The sequence below is a fragment of the Microbacterium sp. LWS13-1.2 genome (genome assembly GCF_040144835.1).
Lineage (GTDB): Bacteria > Actinomycetota > Actinomycetes > Actinomycetales > Microbacteriaceae > Microbacterium.
Genome location: NZ_CP151632.1, coordinates 2,828,837 through 2,851,759, shown reverse-complemented (window position 1 = coordinate 2,851,759; position 22,923 = coordinate 2,828,837). Strand labels below are relative to the sequence as shown.

The following is a 22,923-nucleotide window of genomic DNA, read 5'->3' as shown; positions in this document are numbered from 1 at the left end:
GTGTCGTTCTGCCGGCTCAGTGAGCCGAGTGGTCTGCATACGCGCCGACGAGGCGCACGGCGCCGCCGTCGACGCCCTTGGCGCCCTGCTCCCAGTGGCCGTCGGCGCGCTCGCCGCTCTGCACGACGCCCACCTGCCAGGTCGCGATGCCCTCGCGGGAGAGAGCGGATGCCGCGGCGGCCGCCTTGTCGGCGGACACGACCGCGAGGAACCCGACGCCCAGGTTCCAGGTTCCCTCGGTGGCCTCGAGCTCGAGGTGTCCGAGGTCGGCGAGCACGCGGAACACCGGCGAGGGGGACCACGTCGAGCGGTCGACCTCGACCCACGTGCCCTGCGGAAGCACGCGTGCGAGGTTGGCGGCGATGCCGCCGCCGGTGACATGGCTCAGGGAGTGCACCGCGTCGCCGGTCTCGGTGATGAGGCGCAGCAGCGGCAGCGTGTACAGCCGCGTGGGCTCGAGAAGGGCCTCGCCCCACGTCGTGCCGAACTCGGCGGCGTTGTCTCCGTATTGGATGCCGGAGCCGGCGACGATGTGCCGCACGAGGGAGTAGCCGTTGGAGTGCAGTCCCGAGCTCGCGAGGGCCAGCACCACGTCGCCGTCGCGCACGCGCTCGGCGCCCAGCACGCGCGAGGCCTCGACGACGCCGGTCGCGGCGCCCGCGACGTCGTAGTCGTTGACGCCCAGCAGACCCGGGTGCTCGGCGGTCTCGCCGCCGACGAGTGCGGTGCCGGTCGCCGCGCAGCCGGCGGCGATGCCGCGGACGATGTCGGCGATGCGCGCCGGGAAGACCTTGCCGCACGCGATGTAGTCGGTCATGAACAGCGGCTTCGCGCCGACCACGACGATGTCGTCGACGACCATGCCGACGAGGTCCTGGCCGATCGTGTCGTGCTTGTCGATGGCCTGGGCGATCGCGACCTTCGTGCCGACGCCGTCGGTGCTGGTGGCCAACAGCGGCTTGTCGTACGCCTTGAAGGCGGTCGCGTCGAAGAGTCCGGCGAACCCGCCGACTCCCCCGAGCACCTCGGGGCCGTGGGTGCGACGCACCGCGGACTTCATCAGCTCGACGGCGAGGTCGCCGGCCGCCGTGTCGACGCCGGCAGCCGTGTACGGGTTCACGGGCTGTGCGGGACGGGAGGGGGCATCGCGTTCGGATGAGGCCACGTCACCAGCCTACCGGCGGCGCGGCTGGGCGGACGCCGGGGGTTGCGGCCCTCCGGCGGCCCACTGGATCCGGTCACTTGTTTCCGAGGCGGAGCGGGGGGCCGCACTCGACGGCGGGACGGGGGCATCCTTCGTCTGCGGAGACGGCCTGTGAAGCGGGAGCCCGGATCTAGAATGGACCGTATGGGCGGCGCCGGTGCACCGGAGTGGCTGATCCGCGAAGACGCCGGTCAGCCGGTGCTTCTTGCGCTCTATCTGCGGCAGGTCCTCGGCATCCGCTCTCCGGAGGAGCTGCCGCACCTGCGCGGGATCCCGCCGCGGGCGAACGACCGGTCGGAAGAGGCCCAGGCGACGCTCGAACGGCAGTGGCGGCAGTACTGGGCGATGACGGTTGAGCCGCAGGCGCACCCGTCCACCGTCCCCCTCGATCTCGTGGACGGATTCGACACCGCGCTCGCGCTGCCGATCGAAGGCTGCGACGAGCTGCGGGCCGCCTTCGTCCCGCATGCCGCCGAGGCGCTGGCGTTCGCGCGGGCGGCGCATCAGCGGTACCGCAAGGAGGCCTCGCACAGCACGGGCACGGCGTACCGCGCGTACGCGGGCGCGATCGCGGAGCACGAGCGGCAGGTCGGGCGCCGCGCGCATTCGTTCGAGCTGAACGTGCAGGTGCTGCCGCTGAGTCAGCGCGGCGTGTGGTGGATCGGGTCGCTCACCGTCGCGGTCACCGACGGACTGCGGGGCGATGTCGCGGCCTTCGACACCGCCATCCACCCGATCATCGCCGAGCTCGCGTAGCGCGCGAGGTCAGTGCGCGGAGCCGTGGCCGTTGGTGCCGGGCTCCGGGTCGACGTGCACCGACGAGTGACCGACGGCGACCTCGTGGGTGTGACGGCGCGAACGGCGGTCGAAGATCAGCGCCACGATGCCGCCGAGCGCAAGTCCGATGGGCGCGCAGATCAGCACGAGGAACCCGAACACCTGACCCTGCGTGTACTCGACGCCGGTGTTGGGGCTGGCCTCGGCGGTGCCGTTGAAGGCGAAGGTAAGGATCATCGCGACCAGCACCCCGAGCGCCGCGCCGAGGACGAGGAACACCGAGATCTTCGGCGCACGACGTACGCTCACGGTCTCGATGTGGTCCTCGCTGTGCTCGGGCATGCGTCCATTGTCCCACTCGCCGCGCCCGTTCGCGCCGGGGGATGAGAAAGGGACGGCGCCCGCGGAAGCCGCGCGGACACCGTCCCCATGACGGCCGACCTCAAGCGGCCGTCTGGTCTCCACTGCCGCCGGCCGTCGCACGGCGGCGGATGACCACGATCCAGACCACGGCGCCGACGCCGAGCGCCAGGGCGATCCCCCCGACCGCCCACGGCCACACCGGCGCCGTCGTCTGGTCGGCGGAGATCGCCTCGACCTTGGTGGCCTCGGCGACCGGAGTCTCGTCCTCGACGGCGACCGGTGCGACGGCGCAGTCCGCCGCCACGGGGAGAACGGCCGACACGGGGTCGAGCTCCTCGCCGGCCGCGTACGTGCCGAAAGCGGCCGCGCCTGCCTCGGTGAGCGTCGCGGGGAGCGCGTCGAGCACGAGCCCGTCGTCGGTCAGCTCGAGGTCGGGGACGGCGAACTCGGCGAACCGGATGCCGGCCGCCGTGACCGGCTCGCCGGCCTGCGTCGTGCCGCTGACCTCGAACACGAGGTAGCCGGTGTCTCCCGCGAGCTCCACCCGTGCGTTCGCCAGCGTCGTGTCGAGCGCACCTTCGTGTCCCGTGAAGCGGATGCTGCCGCCGTAGGTCACCAATCCGGTGCGGTCCTCGGCATCCACCGTTCCGCTGCCGGCATTCCAGACGAACCCGGGGTACTGGTAGGCGACGTCGGCCAGCTCCCAGCCGCCCGCCGCGATGCCCTCGATGTAGGTGCGGAAGCTCTCTTTGAAGCCCCAGCCGAGGCTCGCCGCGTCGACGACGCAGCCGGCGGCCACCGCCGCACGCGCGAGGGTGAAGCGGATGCCGCGATCCACGGATCCCTGGAACGTGAGTGTGTGCTCGCCATCGGGCAGGGTCGTCGGCAGCGTTCCGGTCCAGGTGGCGGTGCCCGAGGCGTCCGCCGTGACCTCGCCGAGGAGGGTCGGCGTCGAGTACACGACGACCTGGATGCCGTCCTCGTTCGCGGCGAAGCCCGAGGCCGACACTGTGACCGGCTCGCCGTTCTGGAGCGCGGCGAGCATGTCGTCATCGAGGTCGATGCCCGTGACGGCGGGCGGCGTCGCAGGAAGCGACGTCGTACGCGCCGTCGTGGCCGAAGCGGTCGCGACGGTGCCGGTGGACCCCGCGGGCGCGGCCGCCGCGACGCCGATGGTGAACGTCAGCGGATCGAGCTCTGTCGTGTAGCCCTGGAACACCTGGCTGCGCCCCGACGCGGTGAGGGCGGCGGGCACACGCGAGTAGGTGACCGTGCTGTTCGCAGTGCTGCGCACGGCGGCCGAGAGGTCGAGCGTCGCGAACGCGACCTGCGAGCCGCCGCTCGTCACGTACAGCGTCGCCGAGTTCGCCGACGAGACGCGCACCTGCGGGTTCGCGATGGTGACGTCGAGGACTCCGGAGTGGCCGGTGAAGCGGACCGAGCCGTTGTACGAGACGGCGCCCGTGACGGTCGCCGCGTCGTACGTGCTGCCGGTCGCCTGACCGAACTGGAACAGGCCGCCGGCACGTGTCGCGCCGCCCGTGACGGCGATGCTGCCTTGCGCGATGTCACCCGTGATGTAGCTCGCGAAGCTCGACGAGATCGCCCACGAGAGCGAGCCCGCGCCCTGGGCCGCAGGCGGCGGGCTCACCGGCGTTCCGGGATCGACCGGTGGCTCAGGGTCGATCGGCGGCAGAGTGCCCGGGAACAGCTTCTCCCAGTCGCCGGCCGTGAACGGCACGTCGGCGCGGGCGTAGATCGTGTCGGCCGCCGGGTTCGAGTGCTGGCGCCAGACGAGCACCTCGTACTGCTTTGAGCGGTCGAGCTTGGCGGCGGGTGCGACGAGGTCGACCGTGAACGAGCCGTCGGTGATCGGGCGCACGTACTGCACGGCCACGAAGCCTGCGCCTGCCGTCACCGCCGACTCGGTGCCCTTCTCGATGATGGCGGCGTAGGCGCCGGTCATATCGCCGAGGTGGGAGGCGGCGACCTCGATGGTCGCGCCGACGGTGGCCGAGGCATCCGTCACCGTCACGTCGACGGCGGGAACAGACGCCGGGTCGGCGAAGGCGATGGGAACGGCGAGCTCATTGACCGCCTGTACGACGCCGCCGGCACCGACGGTGAACACGGCGAGGGACGCACCTTCGAGTCGCTTCGCCTCCAGCGTCGCCTCGTCCACGTCTACGGTCCACGTGAAGTCCGCCGTGCCGTCGCCGTTGTCGGTCCACTTCAGATACGGCGCCTGTGTCTGCACGCCCTGCGCCCAGACCGAGTAGGCGTTCGACCGGTCGCCCGACACCGCACCGGCGGACGGGCGCCACGTCTCCTTCAGCCAGCCGATCTGCGCGTACACACCAGCGGGCTGCCCCGCCGACGGCCCGTAGATCGCCTTGCCCGCCGTGCTGTAGTCCGTGCCCGTAATCGTGATCGTGTCGCCCTCGGGGTCGATACCGGTGGTCTTCGAGACCGCCAGCGACGGCACCGGAGCAGGCTCGGCGAACGTGATGGGCGTGTAGGTCTCGAACGCGGCGTACTTCGCCCCCGCGCCCGAGTAGGTGTAGATGCCGTAATTGCCGGCGAGCAGCTCGGATGCTTCACTGCGTGAGACGGCCAGCGTCGTCTCGAACGTGCCGTCGGCAGCGATCGCTATCCCCCCGCGCGCGGCGCCGCCGATGGTCGCGACATCAGCCGCGTGCACACCCCACTTCGTGTCGATGCCTGGTCGTGCCGAGGCCGGCGCACCGGAAGACGGCGTCCACTCCTCGAGGAACTTGCCGAAGACGATGTACGAGCCGCCGAACTTCCCCGCGAGCGGCTGCCGGGTGCCGTCGGTCGCCGGCGCGTTCGGCACAAACCCCGAACCCGACACCGTGACGGTCTCGCCGTCGGCGTTCAGGCCGGTCGTCTTCGACACCGTCACGGTCGGCGTCGGCGTCTCGGGCTCGGGCTCCACCGGCGGCGCAGTGATCTCGTACGAGACGACCGCAGAAGTGGAGCCGGTGAACGCGGCCGCGTCGGCCGGCGTGAACACGGCCTTGAGCTGCGCGGTGCCGGCGGTCGCGATGCTCGCGGTGATCGTCGAGCCGACGGCGGCGGAGCCCAGCTGCGTGTCGCCGTTGAAGTAGGCGACGATTCCGGATGCTGCGGGCTCGACCGTCGCGCCGAGCGTGAAGTCCGCGCCGGCCAGGCTCGAAGCGGCCGGATCGACCGTCAGGGTCGTGGTGGTCGCGACGGCAGGGGCAGGAATGTACTCGAGCGGTTGGGTCAGGTTCTGACTCGGGTCGGGCACGCCGTGGGCCTTGCGCGAGAACAGCGTGTAGCTCGTGCCCTCCGTGTACGCCGGCACCGGGATGTCGACGGAGAACGAGCCGTCGCCGTTCATCGGCGCCGTGGCGCCGAGACCGGGAAGCGCGCCCACCGTGTTGGCCGTGTCGATCCAGACCGTGAAGGTGTCGCTGCTCGCGCCGGTCGCGCGAAGTCCCAGGTAGAGGCCGGGGCTCGTGGTGCTGTAGCCGGTTCCCGTGACGGTGATCGTGCCTCCGGCTCGAGGAAGCTGCGGCGCCGACAGGGCGGGTCCGGCGGCGAAGGCCGGGACGGCGGTCAGTGCTCCTGCCACGACGAGCAGGAAGGTGAGGAGGGCGGCCAGGGGCGCCCGGCTGCGCTCGAGGAACGGCTGCATGTTCACGTGTTCTCCGGCGCCGGCAACGTCGAGGCGCACCGGCGCATCAGTGCGATTCGGGTTGGTCACTTAGGTTTGGCTAACCTAATATCGACTCGAACGTAGGGCACTCTCCCAGCCGACGTCAAGCCGAAGGTAAGGCTCACCTAATGTTTCGCATCTCCCCCGCTCGACGGTCTTCGACGCGCCTGGCGAGCGGCGTCGGCCTGCTCGTCGCCGCCGTCATCCTGTCGGGCTGTGCCGCGATCGCCACCGCGGCCGACGCCACCGATACGGACTGCCCTGCGGCCGCCGAGCCCTTGGCATCGCTCACCCTCGTCGACGATCCGCGCGCCGCGACCGGTCCCTCGACGGCGTGCCTGGCCTCGCACGCGATCGAGGCGGTCGCCGCCGACGGGGCGCCCCAACTGCCGGTGACGGTGACGGATGCCGAGGGCCGAGACGTCGAGATCACCGATGTCAGCCGCATCCTGCCCGTCGACATCTCGGGCACGATCGCGGCGACGGTGTTCGGGCTCGGACTCGGAGATGCCGTAGTCGGGCGCGACTCGTCGACGTCGTTCGACGGCACCGAGGACCTTCCGGTGGTGACGAAGTCGGGGCACACCCTCAACGCGGAGGCCATCCTCGAGCTGGCTCCGACCGTGATGCTGACCGACACGTCCATCGGTCCGAAGGAGGTGCGCCAGCAGCTCCGCGATGCCGGCATCGCCGTCGTGGTGGTCTCGAGCGAGCGGCGCGCCGACACCGTGTCCGACCTCGTTTCGGAGATCGCTGGTGCGCTGGGCGTCCCCGAGCGGGGCGACGCGCTCGCGGATCGGCTCGACGCTGACGTCGAAGCCGCGGTGGCGGAGGTCGGCGCAGTCGCGCCGGTGGCGGCATCCGATCGTGCGCGCATGCTGTTCCTCTACGTGCGGGGCAGCGCGAACGTGTACTACATCTTCGGCCGGGACTCCGGGGCGGACTCCCTCATCGAGGCGGTCGGCGGCGTCGACGTCGCAGGCGAGATCGGCTGGGAGGGCATGAAGCCGATGACCGCCGAGGCGCTCGTCGCGGCGCAGCCGGACGTGCTGGTGATGATGACCGACGGTCTCGCCTCGGTCGGCGGGGTCGACGGTCTGCTCGAGCGCATCCCTGCGCTGCAGCAGACGCCTGCCGGAGCGAACCGCCGAGTGGTCGACATGGCGGATGCCGAGATCCTGAGCTTCGGGCCGCGCACCGCCGACGTCATCCGCGCCCTGGCGCGAGCGGTCTACGCCCCGGCCTCGGCGCCCGCCGCGACGCCGACCGAAGAACCCGCGTCGTGACGGCCGACATCGCAACGGCCGAAGTCGTCACCAGGGTGCCCACGACGCATCGGGGCCGCAGGTTCGCCGTCGTGGTCGCGGGGCTCTCGGCGGCGATCGCGATCGTCGTGATCGTGTCGCTCGGCCTCGGCCAGTACTGGCTGACACCGGCCCAGGTGGCGGGCGTGCTGCTGCAAGCCCTCGGCCTCGACACGCCCTGGGCGCCCGACGCACCGATGGCGGCGGGCGTGATCCTCGACATCCGGCTCCCCCGCATCGTGCTGGGGCTGCTCGTCGGCGCCGCCCTCGCGGTGTCGGGTGTGCTGATGCAGGCCATCTTCGGCAACCCGCTCGCCGACGCGGCCGTCGTCGGCGTCTCATCGGGCGCCGCGTTCGGCGCGGCCGCGAGCCTCACCTTCGGGCTCGCTGTGTTCGGCATGTGGACGACCCCGGCCTTCGCCTTCGCCGGCGGGCTCGTCGCGGTGTTCTCGGTCTATCTGATCAGTCGGTCCGGCGGACGTACCGAGGTCGTCACGCTGCTGCTCACCGGCATCGCGATCAACGCGATCGCGGGCGCCGGCCTCGCGTTCCTCACACTCCTCGGCACGACCGCGACCCGCGAGCAGATCGTGTTCTGGCAGCTCGGCAGCCTCAACGGCGCGCTGTGGCAGAACATCGCGCTCGTCGCACCGCTGGTCGCGATCGGCGTCGCGGCCGCCGTCGCCGTCGCGCGCCGCCTGGACCTCTTCGCCCTCGGCGAGCGCACCGCCCGCCATCTCGGTGTGCGGGTCGAACTGCTGCGCGTCGCGGTGATCGTGATGGTCGCGCTGCTGGTCTGCGCGGCCGTTGCTTTCGCCGGGATCATCGGCTTCGTGGGGCTCGTCGTGCCGCACCTGATGCGCATGGCGATCGGCCCGGCGCACCTGCCGCTCGTGATCTCGAGCGCGCTCGGCGGAGCGCTCCTCATCGCCGTGGCCGATCTCATCGCCCGCACCGCCGTGCCTCTCGCCGACCTGCCGATCGGCATGATCACGTCGCTGGTGGGCGGCCCGTTCTTCCTGTGGCTGCTGCTGCGGACTCGTCGACGGGCGGGAGGCTGGGGATGACCGGGACGGGTGATCTCGCTGCACCGACAAGGCACGCTCTCGAGCCGATGCCCGAGAGTCGAGAGGGCGGATCGGACTCGCGGGCGGCAATCGTGCCCGGCGCCGTGCGACTCGCCGCCCGAGGAGTGACCGTGACCCCGGCGGGAGCGCCGGGACCGGTGCTGGCGGACGCCGCGATCGACGTCCGCGCGGGCGAGCTCCACGCTCTGGTCGGGCCGAACGGCGCGGGCAAGTCGACGCTGTTCGGCGTGCTCGCCGGCGACATCACGCCGGATGCCGGCGGCGTGAGCCTCGATGGTGCGCCGCTCGGCGGCATCCCTCCCCGCGTGCTGGCGCGGCGGCGCGCGGTGCTGCTGCAGCAGAACGCGGTGTCGTTCCCCTTCACGGTGGAGCAGGCGGTGCGGATGGGACGGGCGCCGTGGGCGCGCACGCCCGCCGAGGATGACGATGACGCCGCTGTCGCCCGGGCGCTCGAGGCCACCGATCTCGTCGGTCTCGCCGGTCGCGGCATCACGTCGCTGTCGGGCGGCGAGCGCGCACGCGCCGCGCTCGCGCGGGTGCTCGCGCAGGCCTGCGACGTGCTGCTGCTCGACGAGCCGACCGCGGCCCTCGACCTCAAGCATCAGGAGGACGTGCTGCGGATCGCCCGCGGTCGCGCGGACGAGGGCGCGGCGGTCGCCGTGGTGCTGCACGACCTCAACGCCGCGCTCGGCGTGGCCGATCGCGTGACGCTGCTGTCTCGGGGGCGGGTCGTCGCCTCGGGAACCCCTGCCGACGTGCTGACCGCCGCAGCCATCGAGGAGGTGTACGGGCAGCCCGTCGACGTCTTCGCCCACCCCCGCACCGGCACGCCGGTGGTGACGCCCCGCCGCTGAGCCCCGCCCGACGCTCCCCCGGCGCCTTCCCGGCGCTCCCTCTCCGCGAGACCCCAGCGGACGGACGAGACCGTGGGGTTCACCCAGGGTCTCGTCCGTCCACTGGGGTCTCGGCGATCGCGGCGCCGCGACGGCCGGCGAGCGGCGGGGCGCGACGGCCGGCGAGCGGCGGGGCGCGACGGCCGGCGCGATCGGCGCGCCGCGAAGGCCGGCCGTCGGGAGCGCGGCGCCGGTCGGCAACGTCAGGGGCGCAGCGGCAGGAGGTCGGAGATGTCGGCGCGCGTGCCCGAGGCGCTGATGCGGCCGGCGGTCGCGGCATCCGTCCATTGCTCGGCACCCGTGGCGAGCGCGATCCAGGTCGCGGGGTCGGTCTCGACGACGTTCGGCGGCGTGCCGCGGGTATGCCGTGGCCCCTCGATGACCTGCACCGCGCCGAACGGCGGCACCCGCACCTCGACCGAGTTGCCCGGCGCCTTCTCGGCGAGCAGCTGCAGCAAGTAGCGCACGGCGGTCGCGTTGTCGGTGCGGGCGGGCGGGACGGATGCCGCGGCCGCCGCCGCGACCGCGCTCAGGGCGGTGCGGCCGTCGTCGGTCGAGATCTTGCGGGCCACGCCTCCACCGTACGCCGCCGGGTACACGGAGCCGTCAGCGACGACCGCGATGACCGCGATGACCGCGATGACCGCGATGACCGCGATGACGAACCGTCCCACGCCCACGGCCCGCCCGAAACCCGACGAGGCGCGTCGGTAGGCTGGAGCGCGTGAAGATCCTGGTTCTCGGCTCGGGCGCGCGGGAGCACGCCATCATCCTGGCGCTGCGGTCGGAGGAGACCGAGCACGAGATCTTCGCCGCTCCCGGCAACGCCGGCATCGGACAGGACGCACAGCTCGTCGCGCTCGACGTGAACGATCCCGCAGCCGTCACCGTCTTCGCCAACGAGAACGACATCGACCTCGTCGTGATCGGCCCCGAGGCGCCGCTGGTCGCGGGCGTCGCCGATGCGGTGCGTGAGCACGGCATCCCGGTCTTCGGGCCGGGCAAGGCGGCCGCGCAGCTGGAGGGATCGAAGGCGTTCGCCAAGCGCATCATGGATGCCGCCGGCGTGCCCACCGGCCGGGCGAAGCGCGCCGCCAGCCGCGCCGAGGTCGAGGCCGCGTTCGACGAGCTCGGCGCCCCGCACGTCGTCAAGGCCGACGGGCTCGCCGCCGGCAAGGGCGTCGTCGTCACGTCCGACCGGGCTGCGGCCCTGGCCCACGCCGACGAGTACCTGCCGTCCGGCCCGGTCCTCATCGAGGAGTTCCTGTCCGGCCCCGAGGTGTCGCTCTTCTTTCTCAGCGACGGCGACCACGTGCTGCCGCTCAGCCCCGCCCAGGACTACAAGCGCCTGCTCGACGGCGATGAAGGCCCCAACACCGGCGGCATGGGCGCGTACTCGCCGTTGCCGTGGCTCGACGGCCGATTCGGCAGTGAGCGCGAGTTCGTCGAACTCGTCACGCGCGACGTCGCCGAGCCCGTCATCCGTCAGCTGGATGCCGAGGGCACGCCGTTCATCGGACTGCTCTACGCCGGCCTCATCCTGACCGACGACGGGGTGAAGGTCATCGAGTTCAACGCCCGCTTCGGCGACCCCGAGACGCAGGTCGTGCTGCCCCGGCTCGTGGATCCGCTGTCGGAGCTGCTGCTGGCCGCGGCATCCGGTCATCTGGAAGACCTTCCCGTCCCCGCGTTCGCCACCGACGTCGCCGTCACCGTGGTGCTCGCGAGCGAGGGATACCCGACCGCGCCGGTGACGGGGCGGGCCCTGTCGGGCCTGCGCGACGCGGAGGCGGTGCCCGGAGTGCACCTCGCCCACGCGGCCACGGCCGAGACCGACAGCGGGCTCGTCGCCACCGGCGGCCGCGTGCTCAACGTCGTCGGCGTCGGCACGACCTTCGCCGAGGCCCGCGAGCGCGTCTACCGCGCGCTCGGCGAGATCCGGCTCGACGGCGGCCAGCACCGCACCGACATCGCCGCCCGGGTCGCCGAAGGGCTCTGACCCGCGACGACACCTGGACGCTCGGGTCACCGCACCGGATCGGCGGAGAGTGCGTCGGCCGCACCACGTGTCGCGTCGACGCGACCGCGGATGAAGATGATCGCGAGCAGGCCGACGAGGATGACGGGGATGTTGCCGAACCCGGCGATCGTCGCGAGTGGACCGTCGGCCGGATGCGCGGCCTGCAGGAAGATGCTCGGGTCGGTGCTGGCGTGCAGCAGGATCGGCCAGATCAGGTTGCCCGTCACGCGGAGTGCGAGGTACATGCAGATGCCGAACGCGAACGTGTAGAGCAGCTGTAGCAGCGTGGCGAAGGGCGACTGCCCCAAGAGCAGGTTGCTGGCGTGCAGCGCGGAGAACAGGGCCGCCGACACCAGGGCGACCGCGATCTCGGAGTGCCCGGCCTTGCGCATCAGATTGACGACGTAGCCGCGGGTCAGGACCTCCTCCGCGAAGCCGATGCACAGACCCGCCAGGAGCCACGCCGCAACGTAGCCGAAGTCGAGCTCGGCGTAGTCGACGGTCGCAAAAGCGGAGGACGTTGAAAATCAGCACGACCGCGGCCCCGGCCGTCACCGTGAGGCTCGGCGGCGACCTCGAGAGCGTGCCGCCGACGGTCGCGGCCTCGGTGTTCCGGATCGCGCAGGAGGCGGTCACGAACGCCCGCCGTCACGCGCGGGATGTGACCCGCATCGACGTGGGTGTCGAGGTCGACGCCGATGGAGTGCGACTCGAGGTCCGTGACGACGGTGCGGGCGCAGCATCCGCTCCGTCTCCCGGCTACGGGATCATCGGGATGCGCGAGCGCGCAGCGCTGCTCGGCGGGACGTGCGACTCCGGGCCGGCACCCGGTGGCGGGTGGATCGTCGCGGCGACGCTCCCCGGGCAGGGTGGACGGCATGAGCGTGCGAGTGCTGGTCGCCGACGACCAGGATCTCGTGCGGACGGGCCTGCGCATGATCCTCGACGCGCAGCCCGACATCGAGGTGGTCGGCGAGGCCCCGGACGGCGCCGCGGCGGTCGCGCTGGCGGGGACACTCCGGCCCGACGTGTGCCTGCTCGACATCCGCATGCCGGTGATGGACGGGCTCGCGGCGACCCACGCCATTGCCGGACCGGACGTCGCGGACCCGATCCCCGTCGTCGTCATCACGACCTTCGACCTCGACGAGTACGTCTACGAGGCGCTGCGGTCGGGTGCGCGCGGATTCCTCCTCAAGGATGCGGGCGGACGCTGACCCGGTCTCGCGACTCACAGGCGCGCGGGAAGACCCGCCGTCCGCGACCTGCCCCCCAGGACAGGTCGCGGACGACCCCCGACCTCACGCCTTCCCCCGGCGTCAGACCGCCTGCCGTTGCTGCAGCAGGGGGCATTCGAACGGGTCGCGCTCGCCGAGCCCGACCCGGTTGATGTAGCGCGTGACGATCCGGTACGACTCCCAGAGCCCCGTTTCGGTGTACCGCACGTCATGGGCGACGCAGTAGTCCCTGATGGCGCCGGAGGCCTTCCTCAGGTGAGGGCGCGGCATCGACGGGAACAGGTGGTGCTCGATCTGGTAGTTCAGCCCGCCCATCGCGACGTCGAGGAATCGGCTGCCCCGGACGTTGCGGCTCATCAGCACCTGCCGGCGCAGGAAGTCGACCTTCACCTCGGCCGGCACGAGCGGCATCCCCTTGTGGTTCGGGGCGAAGGCCATGCCCATGTAGACGCCGAAGAGGCCGAGCTGCACCGCGAGGAAGACGGCGGCGATGCCGGGCGACAGCACGAGGAACACCAGCGCGAGATAGCCGCCGATGCGCAGGGCGAGGAAGACGATCTCGACGCTGCGTCGGCGCAGCGGCTCACGCGCGACGACACGGCGCACGCTCGAGGCATGCAGCGACAGCCCTTCGAGCAGGAGGATCGGGAAGAAGAACATCCCCTGGTGGGCCATGACCCACGCCAGTGCGGGGCCGTACTGCTTTGCGCGCTGCTCCACCTGATCGGGGGTGAACGACACGACGGGCAGTTCGATGTCAGGATCGGAGCCGATCTTGTTCGGGTTCGCATGATGGCGCGTGTGCTTGTGTTGCCACCAGCCGTAGCTCATTCCGACCAGGAGGTTGCCCAGCACCATCGACGTCCAGTCGTTCCAACGGCCCGATACGAAGATCTGCCGATGCGCGGCGTCGTGCCCGAGCATGGCGATCTGCGTGAACAGAATCGCGAAACCTGCGGCCGTGAAGAGCTGCCACCAGGTGTCGCCGATCAGGAAGAAGGCGACTAGGGCTGCGGCGAGCACCACCACCGCACCGATGAGCTTGGTCCAGTAGTACCCGTAGCGACGGCGCATCAGACCGCTGGTGCCGATGATCTTCGCGAGGTCGGTGAAGTCGTTGCCCGCTCGTGGCGTTCGGGCCACCGTGGCGCGGACTCCGCCGGTGAGCTGGTCGGCCATGTGCTCGTCCCCGATCCTCCGGCCGCACAGGTGTGCGGTCCGCGGGTGTCGGGGTCCGGGACGTCCGTATCGGCCAGGCTACGCCGATGTCAGGCGTTGCGGCAGAGCCCGGGCGAGTTCACAGGCGGGGTCACGTCTGGCGGCGGATGAAGCGCATCAGCCAGGCGATCACCGCGATGATGATGATCACGAGGCCGATCCACAGCAGGAACTTCGCCGCCTCGATGAACACGCCCAGCAGCAGCAGGACGATTCCGACGATGAGCAGGATCACTGCGAGTCCGGTCATGGTCTGATCCTGGCCCCCGGCCGCGCGCTCACCAATGGGTTGACAAAGCCGACGCGGCTGCGCAAGGCGGAGTTCCGTGCTCCGCAGCGACGCGATCTGCGCCCACCCCGCCCGTCACGTGGTTGGCTGGGACGGCGGACCTCGACCGCCACCGTGAGGAGACCGATATGACGGATGCCCCGATCCCGACGCCGTCGGCAGGGACCGCGGCGAGCACGCCGGGCGCCGTGCCGGCCTCCCCCTTCTTCCGCGCCGGCGGCCGCAACCGCTTCACCGCCCGCCGTGCGCACGCCGTCTCGGTCGAGCAGGTCGCCCCGGTGCTGCTGCGCGTGCGGGTCACCGGCCCCGACTTCACGGACTTCACCAGCGGCGGTCCAGCGGACCATGTGCGCGTGTTCTTCCCCGACCCCGAGACCGGCGACGTGGTCGCACCGACCGCGGTCGGCCCGGGCGAGGACGGCATCGTGCGACCGGACGCACCCACCCACGCACGTGACTTCACTCCGCTGCGCGTGACCACGATCGACGGCGAGGTCGCCGTCGATCTGGACTTCTACCTGCACCCCTCGCCCGGGCCGGCCTCCCGCTTCGCGAGCGGCGCCCGCCTCGGCGACGAGCTCGTCATCGTCGGCCCGCGCGGCTCGAAGGCGGCTCCCCAGGGCGCGGCGCGCCTCGTGCTCGTCGTGGATGAGACCGCGCTCCCGTCCGCCACGCGCTGGGCGGCCGAGGTGCCCGCCGACACATCGGTCGATCTCATCGCGCTCACCGCCGACGACGGGTCGTGGGTCGCCGGGTACGTCTCCGAGACGTCGGGCCGCACCGACGTCCGGGTGCATCACCTCGACGCGGGCGGTGACCCCGACGCCGTCGTCGCCGCCGTCGACGCGGTGGGCGTGGATGCTTCGACCTTCGTGTTCGCGGCGGGTGAGGCATCCGCCCTCGTCCCTCTTCGCCGCCACCTGCGCCGCACGCTCGCGCTGCCGGCGGAACAGGTCGCGCTGAGCGGCTACTGGAAGCGCGGAACGGCCGGATTCGACCACCACGCGCCGATCGACCCCTCCGACCCGGATTGACGCGAGGGCCGCTCGCCTCGCGAGCGGTCCCCTCGTCTCTTCGCCCCGCGAGTCAGTCGGCGGCGACCGCCGCGTTCGCGGCCTGCCAGTCCTCGGTCGACGTCGCCTTCGGCCGGCGCAGGAACAGCACGGCGACCACGCCGATCAGCATCACCGCTGCGGACAGCAGCACGGACTGCGCCATCGCCGTCGCGAACGGCTCTGCGACGACCTCCGGCAGCGCCCCCGAGCCGAAGCTGCCGCCGGGCGCGTCGGCGGCGCCGGGGAGGTTCGCCTCGATGCGGCTCTGCATGAACACCGCGATCGCGGCCGAACCGAGGACCGAGCCGATGGTGCGCATCGTGTTGTAGATGCCGGCACCGGCGCCCGCCTGCCGCGGAGCGAGGTTGCGCGTGGCGGTGGTCGCGAGCGGCCCCCACATGCCGGCGTTTCCGACGCCCATCAGCAACGACGGGATGAGGAACACCCAGATGGGGGTGTCGAGGTTCATGAGCACGGAGTACAGCACGAGCGAGCCCGCGACGAGCAGCAGCCCCGGCACCAGGAGGACGCGCGGATCGGTGCGGTCGAGCCATCTGCCCGCGAGCGGCGACAGCACGCCGGCCGCGACCGCCATCGGCACGAGCAGCAGTGCCGACTCGGTCGGCGTGAGGCCGCGCGCCAGCTGCAGGAAGAACATCAGCGGCAGGGACATGCTCGTGACGGTGAAGCCGACCGTCGAGATGCCGATGTTCGCGACGGAGAAGTTGCGGTCGCGGAAGAGCTCCAGCGGTACCAGCGCCTCGCTCTTGGTCTTCGCCTGCTGCCAGATGAACAGTCCCATCACCAGCACGCCGGTGATGATGAGGCCCCACACGGTGATCGGGCCCCAGATGACGCCCCAGTCGTAGGTCTCGCCCTCCTGCAGACCGAACACGATGAGGAAGAGCCCGATCGCACTGAGGAAGACGCCGACGAGGTCGAACTTGTGGGGGTGCGTCTCGAGCTTGGGCACGAGGATCCACGCGAGCACGAAGCCGACGACACCGACCGGAAGGTTGATGAAGAAGATCCACTCCCAGCCGAGCCCGTCGACCAGCAGGCCGCCGGCGAGGGGGCCGACGAGCATCGCGACGCCCGAGGTCGCACCCCACAGTCCCATCGCCGCACCGCGCTGGTTCGGCGGGAAGGTGCGCGTGATGATGGCCATCGTCTGCGGCGTCATGAGAGCCGCGCCCAGACCCTGCACGGCCCGGAAGGCGATGAGCGCGCCGAGCGTCGGCGACAGTCCGCAGGCGAGCGAGGCCAGGGTGAAGACGGCCAGGCCGCCGAGGTACATGTACTTCGGGCCGAACCTGTCGCCGAGGCGCCCCGTGATGAGCAGCGGCACCGCGTAGGCCAGCAGGTACGCCGAGGTGACCCACACGACGTTGTCGAGGTTGTTGGTGTCGGGGTCGAGGGCAGCCTTGATGGCCGGGTTCGCGACCGAGACGATCGTCGTGTCGACGAGGATCATGAAGAACCCGATGACGAGGGCCCAGAGGGCGGGCCACGGGCTGCGGGGCTTGTGTCCGGCGGCGTAGGCGCCGGTGGGCGGGTGGGCCGCCGAGGCGGTTGCAGAGGACGCACCCGCCGCGCGGGGGCCGTCCGGGGTGTTCGGGGTGGTCACTGGCGTGCTGCCTTTCGTTGGGCGAGATAGCGTTCCGACGGGGTCGCGTCGGGGCCCCAGGCGAAGTCGGGATCGGCGATCCGCGGGAGGGTCGCGTCCATCCAGGCGAGCTCCGCCTGGAGGAGGGCCTCTTCTCGCGCGATCTCGAGGAGGTACTGCTCCGGCACGCCCTTGTCGAGCGCCTGCCGGCGGCCGGCGCTGAGGGAGTCGAGGGCGCCGGCGAGCGCCGCGCGGCGGTCTCCCAGCAGCGCGAGCGCCTCCTCGCGCTCGAGGTCGTGGACCTCGGCGAGCGCGACGCGGAACTCCGCCGGCCGATCCACGCGAGGCAGTTCCCGCCGCACCCATTCGAGGACCGCGGCGGCTCCGGCATCCGTCTGCGTGTAGGTGGTGCGCTCGGGCCGATTGCCCTCGCGGTCGACGCCGACCTCGGCGACGAGTCCTGCCCGCTCCAAGCGGGCGACCGTGTGGTAGACCGTGCCGTTGGTGATGGTGACCAGGCGGTCGTCGCGGCGGAGGTGCATGAGCCGGATCATCTCGTACGGGTGCATGTCACCCTCGCCGAGGAGCGCCAGCACGGCCACCCCGAGCGGGGTGAGGCGGGCGACGGCATTTGTCACGATCATTCCTCCATGTCGATTAGTCCACATGGACTATACGCCTCCTCGCGCGCGATCGCCTCCGCGGGAAGTGAAGACGAGCACCACCCGGATGCCGCTTCCCTGGCGCGGTGTCGGCGGCGGGTCGTACGGTGAGGGCATGGCAGACAAGGCCGTCGTGCGCCGTGAGAAGTTCCCCGAGGCCTACGCGATCTTCGACCCGATCGTGGCGGAGTGGACATCGCGGCCCGATGTCGCCCTCGGAGCGATGTTCGGCTCGGAGGGCTTGAACGTCCGCGGCAAGGTGTTCGCCTTCGTGACGTTCGCGGGCGAGCTGATGGTCAAGCTGCCCGAGAGGCGGATCGGCGAGCTGGCGGAGGCGAACGAGGCGCAGCCCGCGGTCATGCGCGGTCGGCCCATGCGCGAGTGGGCGACGGTGGGGACGGATGCCGCGGAGCGCTGGGGTCCGCTCGTCGGCGAGGCGTTCGCGCACGTCGACGCGATCACCCCCTGACCCTGTTTGCCGGCGTTCACGACGCCGACCTGAGATCCGCGGGACCTACCCGGATAATGGACGGGTGACGGCTACCCCCACCCCCACGACCGAGCTCCCCGGCTGGCGCCACGCGTACTCGGGCAAGGTGCGCGACCTCTACGTTCCGGAAGACACGGCAGAAGGGGCGCAGCCCGAGCGCCTGCTCGTCGTGGCCAGCGACCGCGTCAGCGCGTTCGACCACGTGCTCTCGCCCGGCATCCCGGGCAAGGGGGAGCTTCTCACCACCCTCAGCCTGTGGTGGTTCGACCAGCTCGCGGGTGCCGACGGCGGGCGCGGCATCCCGAACCACCTCGCCGCGTCGCACACCCTCACGCGCGGCGCGGACGGTGAGGCGAACACCGCCGACGACCTGAAGAGCCTGATCCCGGATGCCGTCACCGGTCGTTCGATGGTCGTGAAGAGCCTCGACATGCAGCCGATCGAGTGCGTGGTCCGGGGCTACCTCACCGGCTCGGGCTGGGCGGAGTACCGCGAGAGCGGCACCGTGTGCGGCATCGAGCTGCCCGGCGGGCTGTCGAACGGCGACCGGCTGCCCGAGCCCATCTACACCCCGGCGTTCAAGGCGCCGATGGGCGAGCACGACGAGAACATCTCGTTCGAGCGCACCGTCGAGCTCGTCGGCGCCGAGCGCGCGGCCGAGCTGCGCGACCTGTCGCTCGAGATCTACTCCCGCGCTGCCGCGACGGCCGAGGCGCACGGCGTGATCCTGGCCGACACCAAGTTCGAGTTCGGGCTCGACGAGAACGGCGTGATGACCCTCGCCGACGAGGTGCTCACCAGCGACTCGTCACGGTACTGGGATGCCGCGGCCTGGGCCTCGGGCACGACTCCCGAGGAGCGCATGGCGAGCTTCGACAAGCAGATCGTGCGCAACTGGCTCGCGGCGAACTGGCCCGCGCCGCGTGAGGGCGAGCCTCCGGCGCTTCCGGCCGACATCGTGGCACGCACCACCGCCCGCTACCGCGAGCTGCTGGAGCGCCTCACCGCCGCCTGATTCCGCCTCGCCGTGCCGGGTCCGTTCGCTCACCCGAGCAGCATCCGCTCGATGTTCTCGATCGGGCCGTACCACCCCTGCTCGAGCACCCACGCCTGCACCACGCGATCCCAGCCGAGAGCCACGGCGACCCCCACCACCACCAGCAGGCCGCCGATCACGCGACGGAACACGCCATGGGGATCGGCGAGCCAGCCCAGCCGGCGAACGAGCGCCGTCCCGGCCAGAGCGATCCCCAGCAGCGCCAGGGCGAGGCCGGCGGCGTAGGCCGAGACATAGAGGACGCCGGCGGCGAAGCTGGCCGGCAGCACCGCGGCGACGATCAGGGCGTAGGTGGGGCTGCAGCTGCTGAAAGCCGGACCGAGGGCCGCGCCCAGGGCGATGTCGCCGCCGAGACCAGCCCGGCGGTAGCCCCGATCGAGCAGTCGCCCGCCGCCCGCCTGCCAGCCGGCGGCGACGGTCAGCCGCTCCCAGAGGGTGGGGAACACCATCGTGATCCCGAAGGCGGCGACGATGACGCCCGACGCCGCCTGCCATACCCAGGCCGGGATCCCCAGAAGGGCCGTGGTCGCCTTCAGAAGCAGGGTGAACACCACGACGGATATGGCGAGGGATGCCGCGATCACGAGCGGGCGGTACCACTCGCGCTCCGCGGTCTGCGCTGTCGCACCGGTCCGGACGGCGGTGCCCCCGACGATCACCGGAAGCAGCGGGAGCACGCACGGGGCGAGAACCGTCAGCACTCCGGCCGCGAACGAGACGACCGTCAGCGCGAGCATCAGCCGCCGAGCCCGAGCCCCGACAGAGCCGCTGCCAGGGTCGGCTCGTCGTAGGCGACGAATGCGGCGGTGCCGTTGCCCTCCTCATCGAGCGCCACCACCGTCGTCTGGATTCTGACGCCGTACTGCTGGCGCAGATCCTGTCGTGAGTCGTAGTCGACCTTCAGCACCGTGACGCCCGCAGGCACCCCGGCAGCGAGGATGTCGGACTCGAGGGCGCGGCACTGCGGACACCAGGGCGCATGGAAGAACAGGACCCTCGTGCCGCCCGCTGCAGCCAGTGCATCCTCGCTGTAGTCGACGTAGGCGCCCGGTGCCGGCTGGTCCGTCTCAGCCGCTTGCGGCTCGACGGTCGACTCCGGGCTCGTGCGGTCCGGTGACGGAGAAGCGCTGGGCTCTGCCATCACGGAGGAGGTCGGCGAGGGGCCGCCGACGCCGGCGAGTCCCGCGACACCGCCGTCCGCCGCGAAGGCGATCGCCGCAGCGACGCCCGCCACCACGACGGCACCGACCACTGTCCCGATCACCGTTGCCCGCTTCATGACACCATCCTGATCCGTGCCGCGGCGCGGGGAGGCATCGCAGTCATTACGGTTCCCATACGGACCGCGGAACGTGGAGCTGATCGTGACGTCGGACCGGCGACCCGGACGCGTCGCCACCGCGGCGCCGACGCCACGGGATCACGCGTTCTTCATCGCCTTGAGTCGCGACAGCAGGACAGGTGCCGTGCGGTCCAGCGCGCGACCGCCGACGAGGATGCCGCCGATGAGCACGGCGGCACCGAGCACGATTCCGATGGCGCACGCCACCCAGCTGAGCGTCGCGTCGCCCGTGAAGTAGCCGATCAGCCCGACGATCACGACGGGTGCCGACAGCACCAGCGCGACGAGCCAGATGCCGAAGAACGCCATGCCCTGGAGGAAGGTGGTGCCCGGAACCCGTTTGAACGGGTTGTCGCCGGAGGCGGCCACGGGAACCACCAGCTGTGCCGAGGTGACCGCGCACACGCCGTAGCAGGTGAGCAGGATGCCGACCGACATGCCGAGGATGCCGGGGAACTGCCGCCAATCGCCCCCGAGGGCGAAGGGCACGATCACGGCGAGCACCACCAGGGGCAGCGCCACCGCGGCCGCGGCGAGGCTGCGGCCGACCCGGTCGGCGCGTCCGGAGGCTCCCGTGATGAGTTCGGTGCCGAAAGCCGTGCCGTCGTACGAGATGTCGGCGTACACGACGATGCCGATCACCATCGCGATGATCGGACCCGAGAACGTCAGCGCGGTCAGGGGATCGCCGCCGCGGGCGTAGAACCACAGCAGCACGGGCACGAGCGGCGCCCCGATGAGCTGGCGCAGGTAGCGCGGGTCGCGCGTCCAATACGTCAGCGCCCGCGCGAAGATGGCGCCTGCCGCGCCGGTGGGCACGCGCCCGAACCAGCCGACGGAGCCCGCCCGCACCGGCGCGGCCGACGTCTGCGGGGGACGCACCAGGGAACGGCCGAGCGATGCGCGCCACAGCAGCCAGAGGACCGCGAGCGTCACGAGCGCGATCAGCAGCTTCGCTGCCGCCGCTGGCAGATCCCCCGCCGCGGCATCGGCCGGCACCGCCCAGGCGGCGCCGAGCGGGGTCCATCCCAGCACCGGAACCGTCGATGCCAGCGTGTCGGCGTTCACGGCGAAGCCGGTCGCCACGCCCGCGATGATCGGGCCGGCCAGGATCAGCGGGATGAAGATGACGATCCCCGAGACCTCGCGGAAGCGCCGCCCGCTGCCCAGTCCCGACGCCAGCGACGCGACGGCGCGCGAGGCGACGACCGCCGTCAGCACGGCCAGGGGCGTGCTGACGATCCAGGCGACGATCGCAGCCGGCCAGTGGGCCCAGGTCGCGATCGTCGCGATCGCCGCCGCGGAGGTGATGATCCCGGGGATGCCGCAGACCCCCGCGAGCGTCAGTGCGACCATCATGCGCGGCAGCGACATGGGGAACACGACGAGACGGGCGGGGTCCAGCGTGGTGTCGACGCCGAAGGCGACGAGGGGGACGAGGGCCCAGCCCAGGGTCACGACCGAACCGACGCCGACGATGACGTTGCTCGCCAGCCGCAGATCGCCGAAGCCGAGCAGCACGAGCCCCACCACGATGCCGGCCAGCAGGCCGAGCCCGTACACGGCGCCGAAGATGAAGCCGACCAGCTGCCACGGGCTGCGGGCGAGCTGATTGCCCAGAACCCGGAACCGCAGCCTCAGGAGCGTCGCAACCATTCCGGCCCCTCAGTGTGGCGACGGCCTCCGACGAGCTCGACGAAGCGATCCTGCAGCGGCTGGCCCGCGCGCACGTCAACGACGGTCCCGGCGACGAGCAGGCGGCCGGCGGCGACGATCGCGACGTGGTCGCACATGCGCTGCACCAGGTCCATCGAGTGACTGGAGACGATCACCGTGCCGCCGCCCGCGACGTAGCCGGTGAGGATGTCCTGGATGTTCGCGGCCGACACCGGATCCACCGACTCGAACGGCTCGTCGAGCACGAGCAGCCGCGGCGCGTGGACGAGGGCGCACGCCAACGCGATCTTCTTGGTCATGCCGGCCGAGTAGTCCACGACCATCGTGCCCGCGGCATCCGTCATGTCCATGAGTGCCAGGAGATCCGCCGTGCGACGGGCGATCTCGTCGTGCGGGATGCCGAAGAGCAGGCCGTTGTACGTGACGAGCTGCTCGCCGGTGAGTCGATCGAACAGCTTGACGCCGTCGGCCAGGTTGCCGAGCATCGCCTTCGCCGTGACGGGGTCACGCCAGACGTCGACCCCGTGCACGAGCGCCTGGCCCGCGTCGGGTGCGAGCAGGCCCGTCGCCATCGACAGCGTCGTGGTCTTGCCGGCGCCGTTCGGTCCGACCAGGCCGTAGAACGACCCGGCGGGCACCCGCAGGCTCAGATTCTCGACCGCCACCTTCTGCCCGAACCGCTTGTGCAGGCCGCGCAGCTCGAGCGCCGCATGATCGCCGCGTATCGAGTACCCGCTCCGGGCGGCATCGGCCGTCACCGCCGGGCCAGGGGGCAGGGAAGGAATCGCTGAGTCGGTCACATCTCTCCGTCACATCGGTTTCGCGAACGAGGCGCCGCGGCCCCGCACCAGCCTCTCGGATGCCGCATCGCCGGGGCAACTCACCGAGCCGCCGGTCGTCGCTAGGGTGATGCTCGCACCATCCCCCGAGCGCAAGG

General features: G+C 71.6%; 21 protein-coding genes and 1 pseudogene. 9 read left to right on the top strand and 13 right to left on the bottom strand.

Annotated features, from left to right (window positions below; translation table 11 throughout):
* Nucleotides 1-16: 16 nt before the first annotated feature.
* Complete coding sequence (gene purM, locus MRBLWS13_RS13390) at nt 17-1,060, bottom strand: phosphoribosylformylglycinamidine cyclo-ligase (RefSeq protein WP_349429065.1); 1,044 nt, start codon at nt 1,058-1,060, stop codon at nt 17-19.
* A 288-nt stretch (nt 1,061-1,348) separates the two neighbouring features.
* Here purM and MRBLWS13_RS13385 point away from each other — a divergent pair, with 288 nt between their 5' ends.
* Entirely contained in the window at nt 1,349-1,960 is a 612-nt protein-coding gene (locus MRBLWS13_RS13385; protein ID WP_349425837.1) for a zinc-binding alcohol dehydrogenase, read from the top strand.
* 9 nt (nt 1,961-1,969) lie between these two features.
* Here MRBLWS13_RS13385 and MRBLWS13_RS13380 read toward each other — a convergent pair whose 3' ends face one another.
* Both MRBLWS13_RS13380 and MRBLWS13_RS13375 read right to left on the bottom strand, forming a co-directional pair.
* On the bottom strand, nt 1,970-2,323 hold the full coding sequence (locus MRBLWS13_RS13380; protein ID WP_349425836.1) for a potassium transporter Trk: 354 nt from the start codon (nt 2,321-2,323) through the stop codon (nt 1,970-1,972).
* Nucleotides 2,324-2,423: 100 nt separating this feature from the next.
* Entirely contained in the window at nt 2,424-6,095 is a 3,672-nt protein-coding gene (locus tag MRBLWS13_RS13375; RefSeq protein WP_349425835.1) for an HtaA domain-containing protein, read from the bottom strand.
* An 80-nt stretch (nt 6,096-6,175) separates the two neighbouring features.
* Here MRBLWS13_RS13375 and MRBLWS13_RS13370 point away from each other — a divergent pair, with 80 nt between their 5' ends.
* The 3 genes from MRBLWS13_RS13370 to MRBLWS13_RS13360 are packed head-to-tail and all read left to right on the top strand — an operon-like array spanning nt 6,176 to nt 9,293.
* Entirely contained in the window at nt 6,176-7,333 is a 1,158-nt protein-coding gene (locus tag MRBLWS13_RS13370; protein WP_349425834.1) for an ABC transporter substrate-binding protein, read from the top strand.
* 35 nt (nt 7,334-7,368) lie between these two features.
* The gene (locus tag MRBLWS13_RS13365; RefSeq protein WP_349429064.1) at nt 7,369-8,418 is read left to right on the top strand and encodes an iron ABC transporter permease; all 1,050 of its coding nucleotides are present in this window, start codon (nt 7,369-7,371) and stop codon (nt 8,416-8,418) included.
* A 47-nt stretch (nt 8,419-8,465) separates the two neighbouring features.
* Nucleotides 8,466-9,293, top strand: coding sequence for a heme ABC transporter ATP-binding protein (locus MRBLWS13_RS13360; protein WP_349425833.1), 828 nt, complete (start codon nt 8,466-8,468; stop codon nt 9,291-9,293).
* 242 nt (nt 9,294-9,535) lie between these two features.
* On the opposite strand, the gene MRBLWS13_RS13355 is transcribed toward MRBLWS13_RS13360, so the two are convergent.
* Nucleotides 9,536-9,904, bottom strand: coding sequence for a sterol carrier family protein (locus tag MRBLWS13_RS13355; RefSeq protein WP_349429063.1), 369 nt, complete (start codon nt 9,902-9,904; stop codon nt 9,536-9,538).
* Nucleotides 9,905-10,056: 152 nt separating this feature from the next.
* Between MRBLWS13_RS13355 and purD the strand changes: the two genes are divergently transcribed.
* A complete protein-coding gene (purD, locus tag MRBLWS13_RS13350) occupies nt 10,057-11,331 on the top strand; it encodes a phosphoribosylamine--glycine ligase (protein ID WP_349425832.1) in 1,275 nt (424 codons plus the stop codon).
* 26 nt (nt 11,332-11,357) lie between these two features.
* Here the strand turns inward: purD and MRBLWS13_RS13345 are convergent, their stop codons facing one another.
* On the bottom strand, nt 11,358-11,771 hold the full coding sequence (locus MRBLWS13_RS13345; RefSeq protein ID WP_349429062.1) for a CPBP family intramembrane glutamic endopeptidase: 414 nt from the start codon (nt 11,769-11,771) through the stop codon (nt 11,358-11,360).
* Between the two features lie 459 nt (nt 11,772-12,230).
* On the opposite strand from MRBLWS13_RS13345, the pseudogene MRBLWS13_RS13340 reads away from it, so the two are divergent.
* Nucleotides 12,231-12,560 (top strand): annotated as a pseudogene (locus tag MRBLWS13_RS13340) (response regulator transcription factor); the annotation flags it as partial.
* 111 nt (nt 12,561-12,671) lie between these two features.
* Here MRBLWS13_RS13340 and MRBLWS13_RS13335 read toward each other — a convergent pair.
* Together MRBLWS13_RS13335 and MRBLWS13_RS13330 are read right to left on the bottom strand one after the other, a co-directional pair.
* Entirely contained in the window at nt 12,672-13,769 is a 1,098-nt protein-coding gene (locus MRBLWS13_RS13335; protein WP_349425831.1) for an acyl-CoA desaturase, read from the bottom strand.
* A gap of 130 nt (nt 13,770-13,899) precedes the next feature.
* Nucleotides 13,900-14,058: a hypothetical protein gene (locus MRBLWS13_RS13330; RefSeq protein ID WP_308866175.1), complete on the bottom strand. Its 159-nt coding sequence runs from the start codon at nt 14,056-14,058 to the stop codon at nt 13,900-13,902.
* Nucleotides 14,059-14,225: 167 nt separating this feature from the next.
* Between MRBLWS13_RS13330 and MRBLWS13_RS13325 the strand changes: the two genes are divergently transcribed.
* Nucleotides 14,226-15,131, top strand: a complete 906-nt coding sequence (locus MRBLWS13_RS13325) for a siderophore-interacting protein (protein WP_349425830.1) — start codon at nt 14,226-14,228, stop codon at nt 15,129-15,131.
* Between the two features lie 52 nt (nt 15,132-15,183).
* On the opposite strand, the gene MRBLWS13_RS13320 is transcribed toward MRBLWS13_RS13325, so the two are convergent.
* A complete protein-coding gene (locus MRBLWS13_RS13320) occupies nt 15,184-16,626 on the bottom strand; it encodes a DHA2 family efflux MFS transporter permease subunit (protein WP_349429061.1) in 1,443 nt (480 codons plus the stop codon).
* 149 nt (nt 16,627-16,775) lie between these two features.
* The gene (locus tag MRBLWS13_RS13315; protein WP_349425829.1) at nt 16,776-17,402 is read right to left on the bottom strand and encodes a PadR family transcriptional regulator; all 627 of its coding nucleotides are present in this window, start codon (nt 17,400-17,402) and stop codon (nt 16,776-16,778) included.
* A 64-nt stretch (nt 17,403-17,466) separates the two neighbouring features.
* On the opposite strand from MRBLWS13_RS13315, the gene MRBLWS13_RS13310 reads away from it, so the two are divergent.
* On the top strand, nt 17,467-17,889 hold the full coding sequence (locus MRBLWS13_RS13310) for a hypothetical protein (RefSeq protein ID WP_349425828.1): 423 nt from the start codon (nt 17,467-17,469) through the stop codon (nt 17,887-17,889).
* 64 nt (nt 17,890-17,953) lie between these two features.
* Nucleotides 17,954-18,925 carry a phosphoribosylaminoimidazolesuccinocarboxamide synthase gene (locus tag MRBLWS13_RS13305; RefSeq protein ID WP_349425827.1) on the top strand — a complete coding sequence of 324 codons (972 nt, stop codon included), beginning with the start codon at nt 17,954-17,956 and terminating at the stop codon, nt 18,923-18,925.
* A 29-nt stretch (nt 18,926-18,954) separates the two neighbouring features.
* Here the strand turns inward: MRBLWS13_RS13305 and MRBLWS13_RS13300 are convergent, their stop codons facing one another.
* The 4 genes from MRBLWS13_RS13300 to MRBLWS13_RS13285 form a co-directional block, all read right to left on the bottom strand.
* On the bottom strand, nt 18,955-19,704 hold the full coding sequence (locus MRBLWS13_RS13300; protein ID WP_349425826.1) for a cytochrome c biogenesis protein CcdA: 750 nt from the start codon (nt 19,702-19,704) through the stop codon (nt 18,955-18,957).
* Nucleotides 19,704-20,246, bottom strand: a complete 543-nt coding sequence (locus MRBLWS13_RS13295) for a thioredoxin family protein (protein WP_349425825.1) — start codon at nt 20,244-20,246, stop codon at nt 19,704-19,706. Before MRBLWS13_RS13295 ends, MRBLWS13_RS13300 begins: the two co-directional genes overlap by 1 nt.
* Before the next feature lie 141 nt (nt 20,247-20,387).
* Complete coding sequence (locus MRBLWS13_RS13290) at nt 20,388-21,965, bottom strand: hypothetical protein (RefSeq protein ID WP_349425824.1); 1,578 nt, start codon at nt 21,963-21,965, stop codon at nt 20,388-20,390.
* On the bottom strand, nt 21,947-22,711 hold the full coding sequence (locus MRBLWS13_RS13285; protein WP_349429060.1) for an ABC transporter ATP-binding protein: 765 nt from the start codon (nt 22,709-22,711) through the stop codon (nt 21,947-21,949). Before MRBLWS13_RS13285 ends, MRBLWS13_RS13290 begins: the two co-directional genes overlap by 19 nt.
* Between the last annotated feature and the right edge of the window lie 212 nt (nt 22,712-22,923).

Bases quoted from the DNA above. Each gene is read 5' to 3' on its own strand.
- purM (WP_349429065.1), bottom strand. From the start codon at position 1,060: ATGAAGTCCGCGGTGCGTCGCACCCACGGCCCCGAGGTGCTCGGGGGA.
- MRBLWS13_RS13385 (WP_349425837.1), top strand. From the start codon at position 1,349: ATGGGCGGCGCCGGTGCACCGGAGTGGCTGATCCGCGAAGACGCCGGT.
- MRBLWS13_RS13380 (WP_349425836.1), bottom strand. From the start codon at position 2,323: ATGCCCGAGCACAGCGAGGACCACATCGAGACCGTGAGCGTACGTCGT.
- MRBLWS13_RS13370 (WP_349425834.1), top strand. From the start codon at position 6,176: ATGTTTCGCATCTCCCCCGCTCGACGGTCTTCGACGCGCCTGGCGAGC.
- MRBLWS13_RS13360 (WP_349425833.1), top strand. From the start codon at position 8,466: ATGCCCGAGAGTCGAGAGGGCGGATCGGACTCGCGGGCGGCAATCGTG.
- MRBLWS13_RS13335 (WP_349425831.1), bottom strand. From the start codon at position 13,769: ATGGCCGACCAGCTCACCGGCGGAGTCCGCGCCACGGTGGCCCGAACG.
- MRBLWS13_RS13330 (WP_308866175.1), bottom strand. From the start codon at position 14,058: ATGACCGGACTCGCAGTGATCCTGCTCATCGTCGGAATCGTCCTGCTG.
- MRBLWS13_RS13325 (WP_349425830.1), top strand. From the start codon at position 14,226: ATGACGGATGCCCCGATCCCGACGCCGTCGGCAGGGACCGCGGCGAGC.
- MRBLWS13_RS13320 (WP_349429061.1), bottom strand. From the start codon at position 16,626: ATGATCCTCGTCGACACGACGATCGTCTCGGTCGCGAACCCGGCCATC.
- MRBLWS13_RS13315 (WP_349425829.1), bottom strand. From the start codon at position 17,402: ATGATCGTGACAAATGCCGTCGCCCGCCTCACCCCGCTCGGGGTGGCC.
- MRBLWS13_RS13300 (WP_349425826.1), bottom strand. From the start codon at position 19,704: ATGCTCGCGCTGACGGTCGTCTCGTTCGCGGCCGGAGTGCTGACGGTT.
- MRBLWS13_RS13295 (WP_349425825.1), bottom strand. From the start codon at position 20,246: ATGAAGCGGGCAACGGTGATCGGGACAGTGGTCGGTGCCGTCGTGGTG.
- MRBLWS13_RS13290 (WP_349425824.1), bottom strand. From the start codon at position 21,965: ATGGTTGCGACGCTCCTGAGGCTGCGGTTCCGGGTTCTGGGCAATCAG.